This window comes from Kitasatospora sp. NPDC059599 (assembly GCF_042735125.1).
GTDB lineage: Bacteria > Actinomycetota > Actinomycetes > Streptomycetales > Streptomycetaceae > Kitasatospora.
In genome coordinates this window covers 1-19,190 of sequence record NZ_JBHWCL010000003.1, presented here as the reverse complement: position 1 = coordinate 19,190, position 19,190 = coordinate 1, and the positions used below count along the sequence as shown (strand labels likewise).

The following is a 19,190-nucleotide window of genomic DNA, read 5'->3' as shown; positions in this document are numbered from 1 at the left end:
AACCAGGACGGCGGCACCCGATGGTGAACGACGACAAGCTGAGGGACTACCTCAAGCGGGTGACGGCGGATCTGCACCACACCCGCCGGCGCCTGACCGAGGCCGAGGAAGCGGGCCGCGAACCGATCGCGGTCGTCGCGATGAGCTGCCGCTACCCCGGCGGCGTACGGTCCCCCGAGGACCTGTGGCGCCTGGTCACCGACGGCACCGATGCCATCACCGGCTTCCCCGGCGACCGGGGCTGGGACCTGGACCACCTGGACGACCCGGAACAACTGCGCGAGGGCACCAGCCACACCGCCCTGGGCGGCTTCCTCGACGACGTCGGGCACTTCGACCCCGGATTCTTCGGGATCTCCCCGCGCGAAGCGCTCGCGATGGACCCACAGCAGCGGCTCCTCCTGGAGACCACCTGGGAGGCGTTCGAACGGGCCGGCATCGATCCCGCGACCCTGCGGGGCAGCAGGACCGGCGTCTTCGCCGGGGTGATGTACCAGGACTACGCGGTACGGCTGCGCCAGGTACCCGACGACGTGGCCGGCTACGTCGGCAGCGGCAGCTCCGACAGCGTCGCCTCGGGCCGCGTCGCCTACACCTTCGGTCTGGAGGGCCCGGCGGTCAGCATCGACACCGCCTGCTCCTCCTCGCTGGTCGCCATCCACCTCGCCGCCCAGGCCCTGCGGGCCGGCGACTGCACCCTGGCCCTGGCCGGGGGCGCGATGGTCATGTCGACACCCGTCCCGTTCGTGGAGATGAGCCGCCAGGGCGGCCTGGCCCGGGACGGCCGCTGCAAGTCCTTCGCCGCCGCCGCCGACGGCACCGGCTGGGGCGAGGGCGTCGGCATGCTCCTCCTGGAGCGCCTCTCCGACGCCCGGCGCAACGGCCACCCGGTCCTCGCCCTGATCCGCGGCACCGCCGTCAACCAGGACGGCGCCAGCAGCAGGCTCACCGCCCCCAACGGCCCCGCCCAGCAGCGCGTCATCCGCCACGCCCTGGCCAACGCCGGACTCACCCCCGCCGACGTGGACGTGGTCGAGGCGCACGGCACCGGCACCCCGCTGGGCGACCCGATCGAGGCCCAGGCCCTGCTGGCCACCTACGGGCAGAACCGCGCGGACGGTCAGCCGCTGCTGCTCGGCTCGCTGAAGTCCAACATCGGGCACACCCAGGCGGCGGCCGGCGTCGGCGGCGTCATCAAGACCGTCCTCGCCATGCGGCACGGCACCGTCCCGCCCACCCTGCACGCGCAGGACCCGTCCCCGCAGATCGACTGGACCGCGGGCGCGGTACGCCTGGTCACCGCGAACACCCCCTGGCCCGAGACCGGACGGCCCCGCCGGGCCGCGGTGTCCTCCTTCGGCGTCAGCGGCACCAACGGACACGTCGTCCTGGAACAGGCGGACGAACCCGTCCCGGAACAGGCCGACGAACCCGTCCTGGAACAAGCGGACGAACCCGCCGCCCCCGCCGTCCTCCCCTGGGTGCTCTCCGGACGCACCGCCGAAGCGCTGCGCGCCCAGGCCGCACGGCTCCGCGACCACCTCGACGCCCACCCCGGCCCCGGCCCGGCCGAGGTCGGCCACGCCCTCGCGACGACCCGCGCCGCGCACGAGCACCGGGCGGTCCTGATCGGCGCCCACCCCGACGAGTTCCGGGCCGGCCTCGACGCCCTGGCGGCCGGCCGCACCGTCCCCGGCCTGGTCCTCGGCACCGCCGGAACCGGCGGCGAAGTCGCCCTGGTGTTCCCCGGACAGGGCTCCCAATGGGCCGGCATGGCCGTCGAACTCCTCGACTCCGCCCCCGTCTTCGCCGCCCGCATCGCGGACTGCGAACGCGCCCTCACCCCCTTCGTCGACTGGTCCCTGGACGCCGTCCTGCGCGGCGCCCCCGGCACCCCGCCGGCCGACCGCGTCGACGTGGTGCAGCCGGCGCTGTGGGCCGTCATGGTCTCCCTGGCCGAACTGTGGCGCTCCCACGGCATCACCCCCGGCGCGGTCATCGGCCACTCCCAGGGCGAGATCGCCGCCGCCGTGGTGGCGGGAGCGCTGAGCCTGGAGGACGGGGCGAAGGTCGTCGCCCTGCGCAGCCGCGCCATCCGGGCGCTGTCCGGCCGCGGCGGCATGGCCTCGGTGGCGCTGCCCGCCGAACAGGTCGCCGAACACCTCGCCCCCTGGGCCGGCCGGCTCTCCGTCGCCGCCGTCAACGGACCCGCCTCCACCGTGATCTCCGGCGACACCGACGCGCTCGACGCGTTCCTCGACCGGACGACGGCCCTGGACGTCCGCAGTCGGCGCATCCCCGTCGACTACGCCTCGCACAGCGCCCACGTCGAGGACATCCGCACCGAACTGCTCGCCCGGCTCGACGGACTGACCCCCCGCCCGTCCGCCATCCCCTTCTACTCCACCCTCAGCGGCGGCCTGCTGGAGGACACCACCGCTCTGGATGCCGACTACTGGTACCGCAACCTCCGCGGGACCGTCCGCTTCGAACAGGCGACCCGCGCCCTGCTCGCCGACGGCTACCACGTCCTCCTGGAGAGCAGCCCGCACCCCGTCCTCACCGTCGGAGCCCTGGAGACCGCCGAGGACGCGGGCGCCGACGCCACCGCCGTGGGCACCCTGCGCCGCGACGAGGGCGGCCCGCGCCGGTTCACCGAGTCCCTGGCCGAACTCCACCTGCGCGGAGTCTCCCCGGACTGGGACACCGTCTTCGCCGACCGCCGCCCCGGACGGGTGGAACTGCCCACCTACGCCTTCCAGCGCGACCCGTACTGGCTGGAGGACGGCGCCGCACCCGTCGCCGACGTCACCTCCGCCGGACTGACCCCCGCGGACCATCCGCTCCTGGGCGCCGTCGTGGTCCTCGCCGACGGCGACGGTCTGCTCCTCACCGGCCGCCTGTCGGCCCGCACCCACCCGTGGCTCGCCGACCACGCCGTCGGCGGCCGGGCACTGCTCCCGGGCACCGCCTTCCTGGAACTCGCGCTCCAGGCCGGAGCCCGCGTCGGCTGCCCCCGGGTCGAGGAATTCACCCTCGAAGCCCCCCTGGTGCTGCCCGAACACGGCGGCACCGTGCTGCGCCTCACCGTGGGTGCCCCCGACTCCCTGGGCCACCGCCCGCTCAGCCTGCACTCCCGGCCGGACACACCCGCCGACGGCGACCTCGACGGTGCCCTCGACGACGAGTGGACCAGGCACGCCGAAGGCGTCCTGGCCCAGGTTGGCGCGGAAGGCGCCGAGGCCGACGGGCCGATGCCCTGGCCGCCGCCCGGCGCCGAACCCCTCGCCCTCGACGGTCTGTACGACCGCTTCGCGGCGGGCGGATTCGCCTACGGTCCCGCCTTCCAGGGCCTGCACGCGGCCTGGCAGCGCGGCGACGAGTTGTTCGCGGAGGCCGTCGTGCCCGCCGGGCTCGCACCCGACGCCGCCCGCTTCGGCCTGCACCCGGCCCTGCTGGACGCGGCCCTGCACGCCACCGGCGTGCCGGGCACCCCTGGCGCGGACGCCCACCCCGAGGGACGGCTGCCGTTCTCCTGGAGCGGCGTGACCCTGCATGCCGCCGGTGCCGACGCGATCCGCATCCGGCTCGCCCCGGCCGGACCCGACGCGGTGACGCTCGCCGTCGCCGACGCGACCGGCGCCCCCGTCGCGACCGTGGACGCGCTGGTCCTGCGGCCCGCGGGCACCGTCGGCCTCGGCGCCGACCGCGCCCCCCACGGCCGCCACCACCAGGACCTCTACGCGACGGAGTGGGTCACCGCACCCCCGCGCGGCAGTGCCGCACCGGTCCACCGCACCGCGGATCTGGCCACCCTGGTGGCCGCTGTCGACGCCGGAGCCCCGGTGCCCGAAACGGTCCTGCTCGCCTGCGCGGAGCCCGCAGCCACGGCCGGACCGGCCGCGGCCGTCCGCGCGGCCGTCCACCAGGCCCTCGCCGACGTCCGGACCTGGCTCGCCGACGACCGCTTCGCCGGCTCGCGCCTGGTGTTCGCCACCCGGGGCGCGGTCGGCGCCGGGGAGGGGGAGGACGTACGCAACCCCGCGCACAGCGCGCTCTGGGGCCTGGTCCGCTCGGCCCGGTCCGAACACCCCGGGCGCTTCGCCCTGCTCGACCTCGACGCCGACGACGAGCACGGCACCTCTGCGGGCGTCGCCGCGGCCCTCGCCTCGGGAGAACCGCAGTCCGCGGTCCGCGGCGACGACGTCCGCGTACCCCGGCTGGTCCGAGTCCTCAGGAACGACCCGGACCTCTCGGACGACGCGGCAGGGCCCCTCCGGGCCTTCGACCCGGACGGCACGGTCCTCATCACCGGCGGCACCGGCCTGCTCGGCTCCCATGTCGCCCGCCGGCTGGTCACCGGGCACGGCGTCCGGCACCTGCTGCTGCTCTCCCGCGGCGGCCCGGCCGCTGCCGGAGCCGAAGAACTGCGGGCCGAACTCGCCGCGCTGGGAGCCGAGACCGCCATCGTCGCCTGCGACGCCGCCGACCGGGTCGGCCTGGCCGCCGTACTCGCGGACCTGCCGCCCGCGCACCCGCTGGCCGCCGTGGTCCACACCGCGGGCACCCTCGACGACGGCGTCGTCACCGCACTCACCCCCGAACGGGTGGACGCCGTGCTGCGCCCCAAGGTCGACGCCGCCCTCCACCTGCACGAACTGACCCGCGACCTCGACCTCACGCACTTCGTGCTCTTCTCCTCGGCCGCGGGCACCTTCGGCGGCCCCGGACAGGCCAACTACGCCGCCGCCAACGCCTTCCTCGACGCCCTGGCCACTCAGCGCCGGGCGGCAGGGCTGGCCGGCCAGTCCCTGGCCTGGACCCTGTGGGAGCAGCCCAGCGCCCTCACCGGACACCTGGACGAGGACGACGTACGACGCCTCGCCCGGTCCGGGATGCCGCCACTCTCCACCGAGCGAGGACTCGCGCTCCTCGACACCGCCCTCACCGTGGACCGGGCCGCCCTGGTCCCGATGCGCCTCGACGCCGCGGCCCTGCGGTCCGCGGCGGCGGACGGCACCCTGCCGCCGCTGCTGCGCGGCCTGGTGCGCACACCGCCGCGCCGGGCGGCCACGGCCGCGGAGGCGAGGGCCGACGACAACGCCCTGCGCCGGCGCCTCGCGGCCCTCGACGGCACCGGGCGGACCCGGCTGCTCGTCGAACTCGTCCGCACCCACGCGGCAGTAGTCCTCGGCCACGCCTCCCCGGACACCGTCGACGCCGGACGGGCCTTCCGCGAACTGGGATTCGACTCGCTGGCCTCGGTGGAACTGCGCAACCGCCTGAACGCCGCCACCGGCCTGCGGCTCCCCGCCAGCCTGGTGTTCGACCACCCGACCCCGGCGGCGCTCGCGGACTTCCTGGGCACCGGGCTCACGGACCCGGAAACGGCCGCCGCCGCCCTGCCCGCCGTACCCGCGGGGCCGGCCGACCGGAACCGGGACGCGGACGACGACCGGATCGCGATCGTCGCCGCGGCCTGCCGCCTCCCCGGCGGCGTCCGCTCACCCGAGGACCTGTGGCGGATGCTGTCCGAGGGCCGCGACGGCGTCTCCGGGTTCCCCACCGACCGCGGTTGGGACGTCGAAGCCCTCTACGACCCCGATCCCGACCGCATCGGCACCTCCATCACCCGCGACGGCGGCTTCCTGTACGACGCCGCCGACTTCGACGCGGAGTTCTTCGGCATCTCGCCGCGCGAGGCCCTGGCCATGGACCCGCAGCAGCGGCTGCTGCTGGAGACCACCTGGGAACTCTTCGAGCGCGCGGCCATCGACCCGGCCGCCCTGCGCGGCGCCCCCGTCGGCACGTACGTCGGCCTGATGCAGCAGGACTACGCCGCCCGGCTGCTGCCCTACATCCCCGAGGACGTCGAAGGATTCCTCGGCACCGGCAACTCGGGCAGCATCGTCTCCGGACGCCTGGCCTACTTCTTCGGCTTGGAAGGCCCCGCGGTCACCGTCGACACGGCGTGCTCGTCCTCGCTGGTGGCCCTGCACCTCGCGGTACGGGCGCTGCGGTCCGGCGAATGCTCGCTGGCACTTGCCGGCGGGGTCAACGTGATGTGCAGCCCCGAACTGTTCGTCGAGTTCAGCCGACAGGGCGGACTCGCCCCGGACGGCCGCTGCAAGTCCTTCGCCGCGGCAGCCGACGGCACCGCCTTCGGCGAGGGCGTCGGCATGCTGCTGGTGGAGCGCCTGTCGGACGCGCGGCACAACGGGCATCCGGTGCTGGCGGTGATCCGTGGCTCGGCGGTGAACCAGGACGGTGCGAGCAACGGCCTGACGGCGCCGAACGGCCCGTCGCAGCAGCGGGTGATCCGGGCGGCGCTCGCGGACGCGAGGCTGCCGGCGTCCGCGGTGGACGTGGTGGAGGCGCACGGCACGGGGACGCGGCTGGGCGACCCGATCGAGGCGCAGGCCCTGCTGGCCACGTACGGGCAGGACCGTCCGGCGGACCGTCCGGTGTGGATCGGCTCGCTGAAGTCCAACATCGGCCACGCCTCGGCTGCCGCCGGTGTGGCGGGGGTCATCAAGTCGGTGCTCGCCCTGCGGCACGGCGTGATGCCCAAGACACTGCACGTGGACGGGCCGACGCCCGAGGTGGACTGGTCGACGGGAGCCGGCCGACTGCTGACGGAGGCCCGTACGTGGGACGACACGGGCCGCCCGCGGCGGGCCGGCGTGTCCTCCTTCGGCGTCAGCGGCACCAACGCCCACGTCATCCTCGAACAGGCCCCGGACGACCCGACAGCTTCCGCGGACACGCTCGTCGACCGGCCCGGGACACCGGAGACCGCACCCGCCGCCGTCCCCCTGCTCCTCTCGGCGCGCACTCCGGAGGCGCTGCGCGCCCAGGCCGCCGCGCTGTCGGCCCGGATCGGCGACGGTTCGGGCGTCCGCGCTACGGACGTGGCCTTCTCCCTGGCCACGGGCCGCAGCGCGCTGGCACACCGCGCGGTGCTGGTGGGCACGGAGGAGAACCTCGCCGAGCACCTGACCGCGCTGTCGCAGGGCGCTGCGGTGGCCGGCGGCGGGTTGGTTTCCGGTCGTTCGGTGTTGGTGTTCCCGGGTCAGGGTTCGCAGTGGGTGGGGATGGCTGCGGAGTTGTTGGCCGAATCGGCTGTGTTCGCGGGGCGGATGGCGGAGTGCGAGCGGGCGCTGGCGCCTTATGTGGATTGGTCGTTGGCGGAGGCGCTGGGCTCGGAGCGGTTGCTCGCCCGGGTCGATGTGGTGCAGCCGGTGTTGTGGGCGGTGATGGTGTCGCTGGCGGAGGTGTGGCGTTCGTTCGGTGTGGTTCCGGATGCGGTGGTGGGCCATTCCCAGGGCGAGGTCGCGGCGGCGTGTGTGGCGGGTGGTCTGAGTCTGGAGGACGGGGCCCGGGTGGTGGCGTTGCGTTCCCGTGCGGTGGGTGCGTTGGCGGGCCGTGGCGGGATGGCGTCGGTGCCTCTTCCGGTGGAGGCGGTGCGGGAACGTGTGGGCCGGTTGTCGGTGGCGGCGGTGAACGGTCCGTCGTCGACGGTGGTGTCGGGTGACGCGGACGCGGTGGCGGCACTGGTCGAGGCCTTGGTCGGGGAGGGGGTGCGGGCGCGTCTGATCGAGGTCGACTACGCGTCGCACTCCGTGCATGTGGAGGAGGTCCGTGAGCGGTTGTTGTCCGATCTGGCCGGGATCGTTCCTGTCTCGGGTTCGGTGCCGTTCTTCTCGACGGTGACGGGCGGTTGGTTGGACACGGAGGTCCTGGACGCCGAGTACTGGTACCGGAATCTGCGGGAGACGGTGGAGTTCGGGCGGGCCACGGCGGCGTTGCTGGGGGAGGGTTTCCGGTTCTTCGTGGAGTCCGGTCCGCATGCGGTGCTGGGTGTGGCGGTGGGGGAGTCGGTGGAGGCCGCGGGTGTGGATGCGGTGGTGTTGGGGACGTTGCGTCGTGGGGAGGGCGGTCTGGCGCAGGTGTTGCGTGCGGTGGGCCGCGGGTGGGAGCGCGGGTTGGGGGTGGACTGGTCGGGTGCGTTCCCGGGGGCGCGGCGGGTGGACCTGCCGACGTACGCCTTCCAGCGCAGCCGCTACTGGCTCGACGTTCCGACCACGAGCTGGGACGTCGCCTCGGCGGGTCTCGCCACGACCGGGCACCCGCTGCTCGGCGCGGCGACGCAGGTCGCGGACTCCGATGAGTTGCTGCTCAGCGGCCGGATCTCGCTGCGTACCCACCCCTGGCTCGCCGACCACGCGGTGTCGGGCGTCGTCCTCTTCCCCGGCACGGCGTTTCTCGAACTCGCGATGCGCGCCGGGGCCGAGGCGGACTGCCCGGTGGTCGAGGAACTCACCCTCGGATCGGCGCTCGTGCTCCCGGAGGAGGGAGCCGTCCACCTACAGCTCCGGGTCGCCGCACCCGACGGCGACGGTCGGCGCAGGCTCGGCGTGTTCGCCCGTACGGCACGGGACGCCGCCGCGCCCTGGACCGAGCACGCCACCGGCACCCTGGTACCCCGGCCCGCCGGGGACCCGGCCGGAGCCCCGGCCGGTCTGCTGAGCTGGCCGCCGTCCGGTGCCGAACCCGTGGACACCGGCGACCTCTACGAGCGCTTCGCCGAGGCCGGCTACCACTACGGCCCCGCGTTCCGCGGCATCGGTGCCGCGTGGCTCCGCGGCGGCGAGGTGTTCGCCGAGGTGGTGCTGCCGGAGCCGCAGCACGCCGACGCCGCCGGATGCGTGCTGCACCCCGCGCTGCTGGACGCGGCCCTCCAGATCGCCGCACTGCTGCCCGACCAGGACGGCCGGGCCCGGCTGCCCTTCAGCTGGAACGGCGTGACCAGCGGGATCACCGGGGCCACCACGCTGCGCGTGCGGCTCGCCACCGACGCGCCGGACACCGTGACCCTGCACGCCCACGACCTGTCCGGACGGCAGGTGCTCGACGTGGAGGCCCTGCTGCTGCGGCCTCCGGCCGCCGGCGGGCCGCTCTCCGCGACCGCCCACGCCGACCTGCTGTACCGCCTCGACTGGACCCCGGCCACCGACCCGGCCGACACCGCCGTGCCCGCCTGGGCCGCCCTCGGCGGTGCCGTCCCCGGCGCGGTGTCATGGCAGGACATCGACGCCCTGGGGGCCGCTCTCGAAGCGGGCGCCGCCCTCCCCGAGGTGATCGTGGCGGCCGTCGCCACCGCCGACCTGCCCCACCCCGCCGACCGGGTCCGCGCCACCGCACACCAGGGCCTCGCCCTCGTACAGCAGTGGCTGGCCGACGAGCGGTTCGCTGCGGCCAGGCTGGCCCTGCTCACCAGGGACGCGGTCCGTACCGGACCGGTCGACCATCCCGTCGATCCCGCCCAGGCCGCCCTGTGGGGCCTGGTGCGCAGCGCGCGGGCCGAGCACCCCGGGCGCTTCGTCCTCATCGACGCGGCCGGGACCGGCGAGCCGGCTGACGCCCTGCCTGCGGCGCTCGCCGCCGGGGAACCCGAGCTGGCGCTGCGGACCGGCCCGCCGCTGCTGCCGCGGCTGGTCCGCGGCGGACGGCCGGACGGCACGCTGTCCCTGCCGGACGGCGCCGCCTGGCGGCTCACCACCGACGGCCGGGGCTCCGTGGAGGACATCGTGGCGGAGCCCGCGCCTGCGGCCCTCGCCCCGCTGGGCAAGGGTGAGGTACGGATCGCGGTGCGCGCCGCCGGGCTGAACTTCCACGACGTCATCGCCGCGCTCGGCCTGGACCCCGACCCCGAACAGCAGGGCCTGGGCAGCGAGGGCGCAGGAACCGTCATCGAGGTGGGCCCGGGTGTGGACGACCTGGTACCCGGGGACCGGGTGATGGGGATCTTCGGGGGCGCGTTCGGCCCGACCGCCGTCGCCGACCGCCGTACCGTCGCCCGGATGCCGGCGGGCTGGTCCTTCGCCCGCGCCGCATCCGTGCCGGTGGTGTTCCTCACCGCCTACTACGGTCTGTTCGATCTCGGCGGACTGCGGCGCGGGGAATCGGTCCTGGTCCACGCCGCGGCCGGCGGTGTCGGCATGGCGGCGGTGCAACTCGCCCGGCACGCCGGTGCGCGGGTGTTCGCGACCGCCTCTCCCGCCAAGTGGGACGTCCTGCGGGCCGGCGGACTGGACGCCGCGCACATCGCCTCGACCCGTACCACCGACTTCGCCGAGACGTTCCTGACGGCCACCGGCGGGCGGGGCGTCGACGTCGTACTCGACAGCCTGGCGCGGGAGTTCGTCGACGCCGGTCTGCGGCTGCTGCCGAACGGCGGCCGGTTCGTGGAGATGGGCAAGACCGACGTCCGCGACCCCGAGACGGTCGCCCGGCAGCACCCCGGGGTGCGCTACCGGGCGTTCGACCTGATGGAAGCCGGTCCGGAGCGCATCGGCGAGATGCTCGCCGACGTCCTGGACCTGTTCCGGCAGGGAGTGCTGCGTCCTCTGCCCGTCACCGGCTGGGACGTCCGGCAGGCCCCGGCCGCCCTGCGCTCGCTCAGCCAGGCCCGGGGCACCGGCAAGAACGTCCTGCTGCTGCCCGCTCCGCCGGACCCCGAAGGGACTGTCCTGGTCACCGGGGCCACCGGCACCCTGGGACGGCTCCTGGCCCGGCACCTGGTCGTCGCGCACGGCACCCGGCACCTGCTGCTGGCGGGCCGCCGGGGCGGATCCGCCGACGGAATGCCGGAGCTGGTACGGGAACTGACCGGGCTCGGGGCGTCGGTGACCGTCGCAGCCTGCGACGTCGCCGACCGCGCCGCGCTCGCCGCCCTGCTCGGGTCGGTGCCCGCCGCGCACCCGCTCACCGCCGTCGTCCACGCGGCCGGTGTCCTGGACGACGCCACGATCGCGGGGCTGACACCGGACCGGCTCGACCGCGTCCTGCGGCCCAAGGCGGACGCGGCGCTGGCCCTGCACGAACTCACCCGGGACCTCGACCTCTCGGCGCTGGTCCTGTTCTCCTCGGGCACCGCCCAGTTCGGCGCGGCCGGGCAGGCGAACTACGCCGCCGCCAACGCGGTCCTCGACGCCCTCGCCGCCGAACGCCGGGCCGAGGGGCTGCCCGGCCTGTCCATCGGCTGGGGCCTGTGGGAGGAGCGCAGCGGGATGACCGCCGCGGTCACCGCGGGCCGGGGCGTCGGGGCGGGCGCGCTGACCTCGGCGGAGGGCCTCGCCCTGTTCGACGCGGCACTGGACTCCCCGTACGCCTACCGGCTCGCGGCCAGGATCGCCCCGTCCGTGCTGCGGGCGGACGACCGACTGCCCGCTGTGCTCCGCGGCCTGGTCCGCCCCGCCCGTACCGGTTCCGCCTCCGCCGCGGCGCCGGCCCGCTCGATGGCGCGGCAGCTCGCCGAGCTGCCCGAGGCCGAGCTGTACCGGACCCTGCTCGACCTGGTGCGCGGCAACGCCGCGGCGGTGCTCGGCCACACCTCGCCGAACCTGATCCGCCCGGCCCGCCCGTTCAAGGACGTCGGCTTCGACTCCCTCACCGGGGTCGAACTGCGCAACCGGCTGGTGTCCTCGACCGGGCTGCGGCTGCCGGCCGCGCTCGTCTTCGACCACCCCACCCCGGAGGCACTGGCACGCCACCTCGCCGAGCGGGCCACCGCCGCCCGCCCGACGGGCGACGCGGCGGTCCGGGCCGGGCTCGACACCCTGGAGACCCTGCTCGACGCCCTGCCGCCGGACGGCGTCAGCGACGAACTCGCCGCCCGGATACGGGACGTGCTGTCCCGCCCGCTGCCCGGCGGGACACCGGCCACCACCGCCCGCCCCACGGGCGACGCGGACGACCTTGCCCCCGACCTGATCGAGGCGGCCAGCGACGACGAGGTGTTCGACTACATCGACCGGCAGTTGGGATCCGCATGACCAGGGCACCGGTCCGCGGACCCCGCGCACCCCGCGCAGCCCGAGACGAGACCCGAGCAGCCCGAGACGAAAGCAGCGGTGTCCAGTGAGCGACCAGAGGATGCGCGACTACCTCAACCGGGTGACCATCGACCTGCGGGACACCCGGCAGCGGCTCCGGGAGGCCGAGGCCCGCACGAGCGAGCCGATCGCGATCGTGGCGATGAGCTGCCGCTTCCCCGGCGGCGTCCGCACCCCCGAGGACCTGTGGGAACTGCTCGCCGAAGGCCGCGACACCATCGGGCCCGTCCCCGACGACCGGGGCTGGGAGACCGCCTGGCCGTCCGGCGGCACCGTCCCCGGGCGGGGGGCGTTCCTGGACGGCGCGGCGGACTTCGACCCGGAGTTCTTCGGCATCTCGCCCCGCGAGGCGGTCGCGATGGACCCGCAGCAGCGGCTTCTGCTGATGGCGTCCTGGGAGGCCGTCGAGCAGGCCGGCATCGACCCGCTCACCCTGCGGGGCAGCCGTACCGGGGTGTTCGCCGCAGCCATCGACCAGGGGTACGCGACGCTGGGCTCCGGCGCCGCCGAAGCCGTCCAGGGTTTCCTGATGACGGGGAACTCGATGAGCGTGATGTCCGGGCGGGTGTCCTACGCGCTCGGTCTCGAAGGCCCCGCCGTCACCGTGGACACCGCCTGTTCGGCCTCGCTGGTGGCGCTGCACCTCGCGGCGCGCGCCCTGCGGGCCGGTGAGTGCTCGCTCGCGCTCGCCGGTGGGGTCAGCGTGATGGCGCTGCCGGCGGTGTTCGTCGAGTTCAGCCGGCAGGGCGCGATGTCCGCCGACGGCCGCTGCAAGCCGTTCGCGGCGGCCGCGGACGGCACCGGCTGGGGCGAGGGCGTGGGAATGCTGCTGCTGGAGCGGCTGTCGGACGCGCGCCGCAACGGCCACCCGGTGCTGGCCGTGCTGCGCGGTTCGGCGATCAACCAGGACGGTGCCAGCAACGGCCTGACCGCCCCCAACGGACCCTCCCAGCAGCGGGTGATCCGGGCGGCGCTCGCGGATGCGGGGCTGACGGCGTCCGACGTGGACGCGGTGGAGGCGCACGGCACCGGTACCACCCTCGGCGACCCGATCGAGGCCGACGCGCTGCTGGCCACCTACGGTCAGGACCGGCCCGCCGGGCGTCCGTTGTGGCTGGGGTCGCTGAAGGCGAACATCGGGCACACCCAGGCCGCCGCCGGGGTCGCCGGGGTCATCAAGACGGTGCTCGCGCTGCGGCACGGCGTCCTGCCCCGCACCCTGCACGTGGACGCGCCCACCCCGCACGCCGACTGGTCCTCGGGCGCCGTCGAACTCCTCACCGAGGCCCGCGACTGGCCCGCCGTCGACCGGCCGCGCCGGGCCGGGGTGTCCTCGTTCGGCATGAGCGGCACCAATGCGCACGTCGTCCTCGAACAGGCACCGGAGCCGGAACAGGCCGACGGACCGGAAGCAGCGACCGACGGCCCGGACACCGCAGCCGGGGCGGGCGCGCCCGGGGCCGTGCTGCCCTGGGTGCTGTCCGGCCGCACCGCGTCCGCGCTCGGGGACCAGGCGGCCCGGCTGCGCGCCCGGCTCGCCACGGACGCGCCCGCACGGGCGGCCGACATCGGATTCTCGCTGGCGACCACCCGGTCCGCTTTCGACCACCGGGCCGTGGTGATCGGCGACGGGCGCCCCGCACTGCTGGACGGCCTCGCCGCCCTGCCCGGGCCGGGCACGGACCTCTCCACCGCCCCGGCCACGCCCGCCGATGTCGTCGCGGGCACCGGCCGGGCCGTCGAGGGCCGGACGGCCCTGGTGTTCCCCGGCCAGGGCTCCCAGTGGGCCGGCATGGCACAGGACCTGCTCGCCACCAGCCCCGCCTTCCGGGACCGCCTCGCCGCCTGCGACGCCGCCCTCTCCGCCCATGTCGACTGGCGGCTCCCCGCCGTCCTGGAGGGCGCGCCCGGGGCACCCTCCCTGGAACGGGTGGACGTGGTGCAGCCGGTGCTGTGGGCGGTGATGGTGTCACTGGCCGCGCACTGGGAGTCCTGGGGCGTCCGACCCGACGCCGTGGTCGGGCACAGCCAGGGCGAGATCGCCGCCGCCGTGGTGGCGGGAGCGCTGAGCCTGGAGGACGGGGCGAAGGTCGTCGCCCTGCGCAGCCGGGCCATCCGGGCGCTGGCCGGACGCGGCGGCATGGTCGCGGTGTCCCTGCCCGAGGACCGGGTCCGCGCCGAGATCGCCCCCTGGGCCGAGAAGCTGTCGGTGGCCGCCGTCAACGGGCCCGCCGCCGTGGTGGTCTCGGGCGGGACCCAGGCCCTGGCCGAACTGCTCGCCCACTGCGCCGCACAGGGCGTACGGGCCCGGTCCGTACCCGTGGACTACGCCTCGCACTCGGCCCAGGTCGAAGGGATCAGGTCCGAGGTGCTGGCCGCGCTGGCCGGCGTACGCCCGCTCCCGGCCCGGATTCCGCTGTTCTCCACCGTCACCGGCGACCGGCTCGACACCACGGTCATGGACGCCGACTACTGGTACCGCAACCTCCGCGGGACCGTCCGCTTCGATGCCGCCGTCCGCTCCCTGATCGAACAGGGCCACGAGGTCTTCGTCGAGGTGTCGCCGCACCCGGTGCTGACCATGGCCCTCCAGGACACCGCCGAGGCCACCGGCGCCGAGGAGCCGCCCGTGGTCGTCGGCACCCTGCGCCGCGACGAGGGCGGACTGCGCCGGGCCCTGCGCTCGGCCGCCGAACTGTGGGTGGCCGGCGCGGCCGTCGACTGGTCCGCGGTGTACGCCGGCACCGGCGCCCGCCCGACCGCCCTGCCCGGATACCCCTTCCAGCTGCGGCGCTACTGGCTGGAACCGGAGCCGGAGGCGGCGCCCGGCACCGGACCGGCCGCCGCCGACCCGCACGACACGGCCTTCTGGCACATGGTCGACCACGACGCCCCGGCCGAGATCGCCGCCCACCTCGCCGTCGACGAGGACGCCCTCGCCCCTGTCCTGCCCGCCCTGCGGGGCTGGCGCAAACAGCGGCGCGACGAGAGCGTCATCGACTCCTGGCGCTACCGCATCGGCTGGCAGCCCCTGCCCGACCCGCCGGCCGCCACCCCCGCCGCCGGCACCTGGCTCGTCGTCCTGCCCGCCGGACACCACGACGACGCCCGGGTACGCGGCCCGCTGCTCGCCCTCACCGAAGCGGGCGCCACCGTCGTCACGGCCGAACTCACCGCCGACGCCGTCCGCCGCACGGACCTCGCGGACACGCTCGCCACCGCCCTCGGCGACCGCGTCCCGACGGGCGTGCTGTCGCTGCTGGCCGCCGACGACCGGCCCCACCCCGACCACCCGGCCCTGCCCACCGGGACGGCACTCACCGTCGTCCTGGTGCAGGCCCTGGGCGACCTCGCGCTCACCGCACCCCTGTGGTGCGCCACCGCCGGGGCCGTGTCCACGGGCCAGGACGACCCGGTCACCCACCCCCGCCAGGCACTGGTCTGGGGCACCGGACTGGTGGCCGCGCTGGAACTGTCCGCCCGCTGGGGCGGACTCATCGACCTGCCGCCGAACCTCGACGCCCGCGCCAGGACCCGCCTCGCCGCCGTCCTGGCGGCCCCCGGCACCGGCCCGGACGGCCTCGGCCGCGAGGACCAGCTCGCCCTGCGCCCCACCGGCCTGCTGGCCCGCCGCCTCCGGCGCGCCCCCCGGACCGACAGCCGTACGAAGCACTGGAAGCCCCGCGGCACCGTCCTGCTGACCGGCGGCACCGGAGCCGTCGGCCCGCACCTCGTCCGCTGGCTGGCCCGCAGCGGCGCCACCCACCTCGTCCTGCCCGGCCGCCGCGGCCCCCAGGCACCCGGCGCGGCCGAACTCGCCGCGGAACTGGCCGCCCTCGGCGTACGACTGACCCTGCCCGTCTGCGACCTGGCGGACCGTCAGGCCGTGGCGGAACTGCTCACCGGCCTGGACACGGCGGGCGACCCGGTCACCGCGGTCGTCCACGCGGCCGCGTTCGTCGCGCTCGCCCCCCTGGACGGCACACCGATGTCCGCGTTCGAACAGATCGTCGCCGCCAAGGCCGCCGGCGCCGAACACCTCGACGCCCTGCTCGACCGCGAACTCGACGCCTTCGTCCTGTTCTCCTCGATCGCCGGGGTCTGGGGCAGCGGCGACCACGGCGCCTACGCCGCAGCCAACGCCTACCTCGACGCCCTGGCCCAGCACCGCCGGGCCCGCGGCCTCACCGCCACCACCGTCGACTGGGGCATCTGGCAGGCCGAGAACCCCTTCCAGGACCGCATCGCCGGAGCGGACGCCGACCTGTTCAACCTGGAGCAGCACGGCCTGCCCCGGATCGCCCCCGACCTCGCGGTCCACGCCCTGCAGCAGGCACTCGACGACGACGAGACCGTACTCGCCGTCGCCGACGTCGACTGGGAGCAGTTCGCCGCCGTCTTCACCTCCACCCGCCGCAGCCCGCTGCTCACCGGCATCCCCGAAGCCCGCCGCGCCCTGGAAGCCGCGACCGGCGACACGGAGGCACCCGCCGCCGCACTGCTGCGCCAACGGCTCGCCGCCCTCGCCGAATCCGAACAGCACCGCCTGCTGCTCGACCTGGTCCGCACCCACGCGGCAGCCGTCCTCGGCCATCCCTCGGTGGACGCGATCCGGCCCGGCGCGGCGTTCCAGGACATGGGCTTCGCTTCCCTCACCGCAGTCGAACTCCGCAACCGGCTCAACACCGCCACCGGACTGCGGCTGCCGTCCACGCTGATCTTCGACCACCCGTCGTCCACCGCGCTCGCCCGGGAGATCCGCGCCGAACTGCTCGGCCGGCAGGCCGCCGACCCGGACCCCGCCGCCCCGGACGCCGCCGCGCACCCGCCCGCGCCCGACGACGAGCCGGTCGCGATCGTGTCCATGGCCTGCCGCTTCCCCGGCGGCATCGGCACCCCCGAAGACCTGTGGCGCCTGCTCGCCGACGGCGGCGACGCCGTCTCGGACTTCCCCACCGACCGCGGCTGGGACCTCGAAGTCCTCTACGACCCCGACCCCGACCGCCCCGGCACCTCGACCACCCGGCGGGGCGGCTTCCTGCACGACGCCGCCGACTTCGACGCGGAGTTCTTCGGCATCTCGCCGCGCGAAGCCCTGGCCATGGACCCCCAGCAGCGGCTGCTCCTGGAAACCACGTGGGAGGCGATCGAACGCGCCGCCATCGACCCGGCCGCCCTGCGCGGCAGCCGCACCGGAGTGTTCACCGGCGTCAACTACGCCGACTACGCGGCCGTCGTCGCCCAGTCGGAGGAAGGAGACGGCCACCTGCTCACCGGCAGCGCACCCAGCGTCGTATCCGGCCGGGTCGCCTACACCCTGGGTCTCGAAGGCCCCGCCGTGACCATCGACACGGCCTGCTCCTCCTCACTCGTCGCCATGCACTACGCCGGCCGGGCCCTGCGCGGCGGCGACTGCTCCCTCGCCCTGGTCGGCGGCGTCGCCCTGATGGCGACCCCCGGCGCCCTGATCAGCTTCTCCCGGCAACGGGGACTCGCCGAGGACGGCCGCTGCAAGGCCTTCTCGGACGACGCGGACGGCATGGGCATGGGCGAAGGCGTCGGCGTCCTGCTGCTGGAGCGGCTGTCGGACGCCCGCCGCAACGGACACCCGGTACTGGCGGTGGTACGCGGCTCCGCCGTCAACCAGGACGGCGCCAGCAACGGACTCTCCGCCCCCAACGGTCCGTCGCAGCAGCGGGTGATCCGGGCGGCGCTCGCGGACGCGGGCCTGACGGCGTCCGAGGTGGACGTGGTGGAGGCGCACGGCACCGGCACCACCCTCGGCGACCCCATCGAGGCGCAGGCCCTGCTGGCCACCTACGGCCAGGACCGGCCCGCCGGACGGCCCCTGCTGGTCGGCTCCCTCAAGTCCAACCTCGGCCACGCCCAGGCAGCATCGGGTGTGGCGGGGGTCATCAAGACGGTGCTGTCCATGCAGCACGGGCAGGTGCCCCGCACCCTGCACGTCAGCAGGCCCTCCGGCCACGTCGACTGGACGCGCGGAGCGCTGGCCCTCGCGACCGAGCAGCAGCCCTGGCCGTCCCACGGCCGCCCCTTCCGGGCCGGAGTGTCCTCCTTCGGCCTGAGCGGCACCAACGTCCACACCATCCTCGAACACACCCCCCTGGAGGACGACGGCCCGCCGGCCGAGCGCACCCCCCTGCCGGCGGTGCCCTGGCTGCTGTCGGCGAAGAGCCCGCAGGCACTGCGCCTCCAGGCCGACCGGCTGCGCCGCCACCTGGACGGCAACCCCGGGGTCGACCCGCGCGACATCGGATCCGCTCTGCACACGCGCACCGCCTTCGAGTACCGGAAGGCACTGGTCGGGGACCGGGACCAACTCCACACCCTGCTGGGCCGGATGGCCGACGACGACTCGGGAGCGTGGGACGGCGGTCGCCCGGTCGACGGTCGTTCGGTGTTGGTGTTTCCGGGTCAGGGTTCGCAGTGGGTGGGGATGGCCGCGGAGTTGTTGGCCGAATCGGCTGTGTTCGCGGGGCGGATGGCGGAGTGCGAGCGTGCGCTGGCGCCTTATGTGGATTGGTCGTTGGCGGAGGCGTTGGGCTCGGAGTGGTTGCTCGCCCGGGTCGATGTGGTGCAGCCGGTGTTGTGGGCGGTGATGGTGTCGCTGGCGGAGGTGTGGCGTTCGTTCGGTGTGGTTCCGGATGCGGTGGTGGGCCATTCCCAGGGCGAGGTCGCGGCGGCGTGTGTGGCGGGTGGTCTGAGTCTGGAGGACGGGGCGCGGGTGGTGGCGTTGCGTTCTCGTGCGGTGGGGGTGTTGGCGGGCCGTGGCGGGATGGCGTCGGTTCCCTTGCCGGTGGAGGCGGTGCGGGAACGTGTGGGCCGGTTGTCGGTGGCGGCGGTGAACGGTCCGTCGTCGACGGTGGTGTCGGGTGACGCGGACGCGGTGGCGGCACTGGTCGAGGCGTTGGTCGGGGAGGGGGTGCGGGCGCGTCTGATCGAGGTCGACTACGCGTCGCATTCCGTGCATGTGGAGGAGGTCCGTGAGCGGTTGTTGTCCGATCTGGCCGGGATCGTTCCTGTCTCGGGTTCTGTGCCGTTCTTCTCGACGGTGACGGGCGGTTGGTTGGACACGGAGGTCCTGGACGCCGAGTACTGGTACCGGAATCTGCGGGAGACGGTGGAGTTCGGGCGGGCCACGGCGGCGTTGCTGGGGGAGGGTTTCCGGTTCTTCGTCGAGTCCGGTCCGCATGCGGTGCTGGGTGTGGCGGTGGGGGAGTCGGTGGAGGCCGCGGGTGTGGATGCGGTGGTGTTGGGGACGTTGCGTCGTGG

2 protein-coding genes are annotated in these 19,190 nt (G+C 75.2%); both read left to right on the top strand.

What is annotated here, in order from left to right; all coding sequences use genetic code 11:
• Positions 1-20: 20 nt before the first annotated feature.
• Complete coding sequence (locus ACFV04_RS01890) at positions 21-11,837, top strand: SDR family NAD(P)-dependent oxidoreductase (RefSeq protein WP_380526133.1); 11,817 nt, start codon at positions 21-23, stop codon at positions 11,835-11,837.
• Positions 11,838-11,922: 85 nt separating this feature from the next.
• Positions 11,923-19,190: type I polyketide synthase (locus tag ACFV04_RS01885; RefSeq protein ID WP_380526132.1), on the top strand; the 7,268-nt coding region annotated here is incomplete at its 3' end.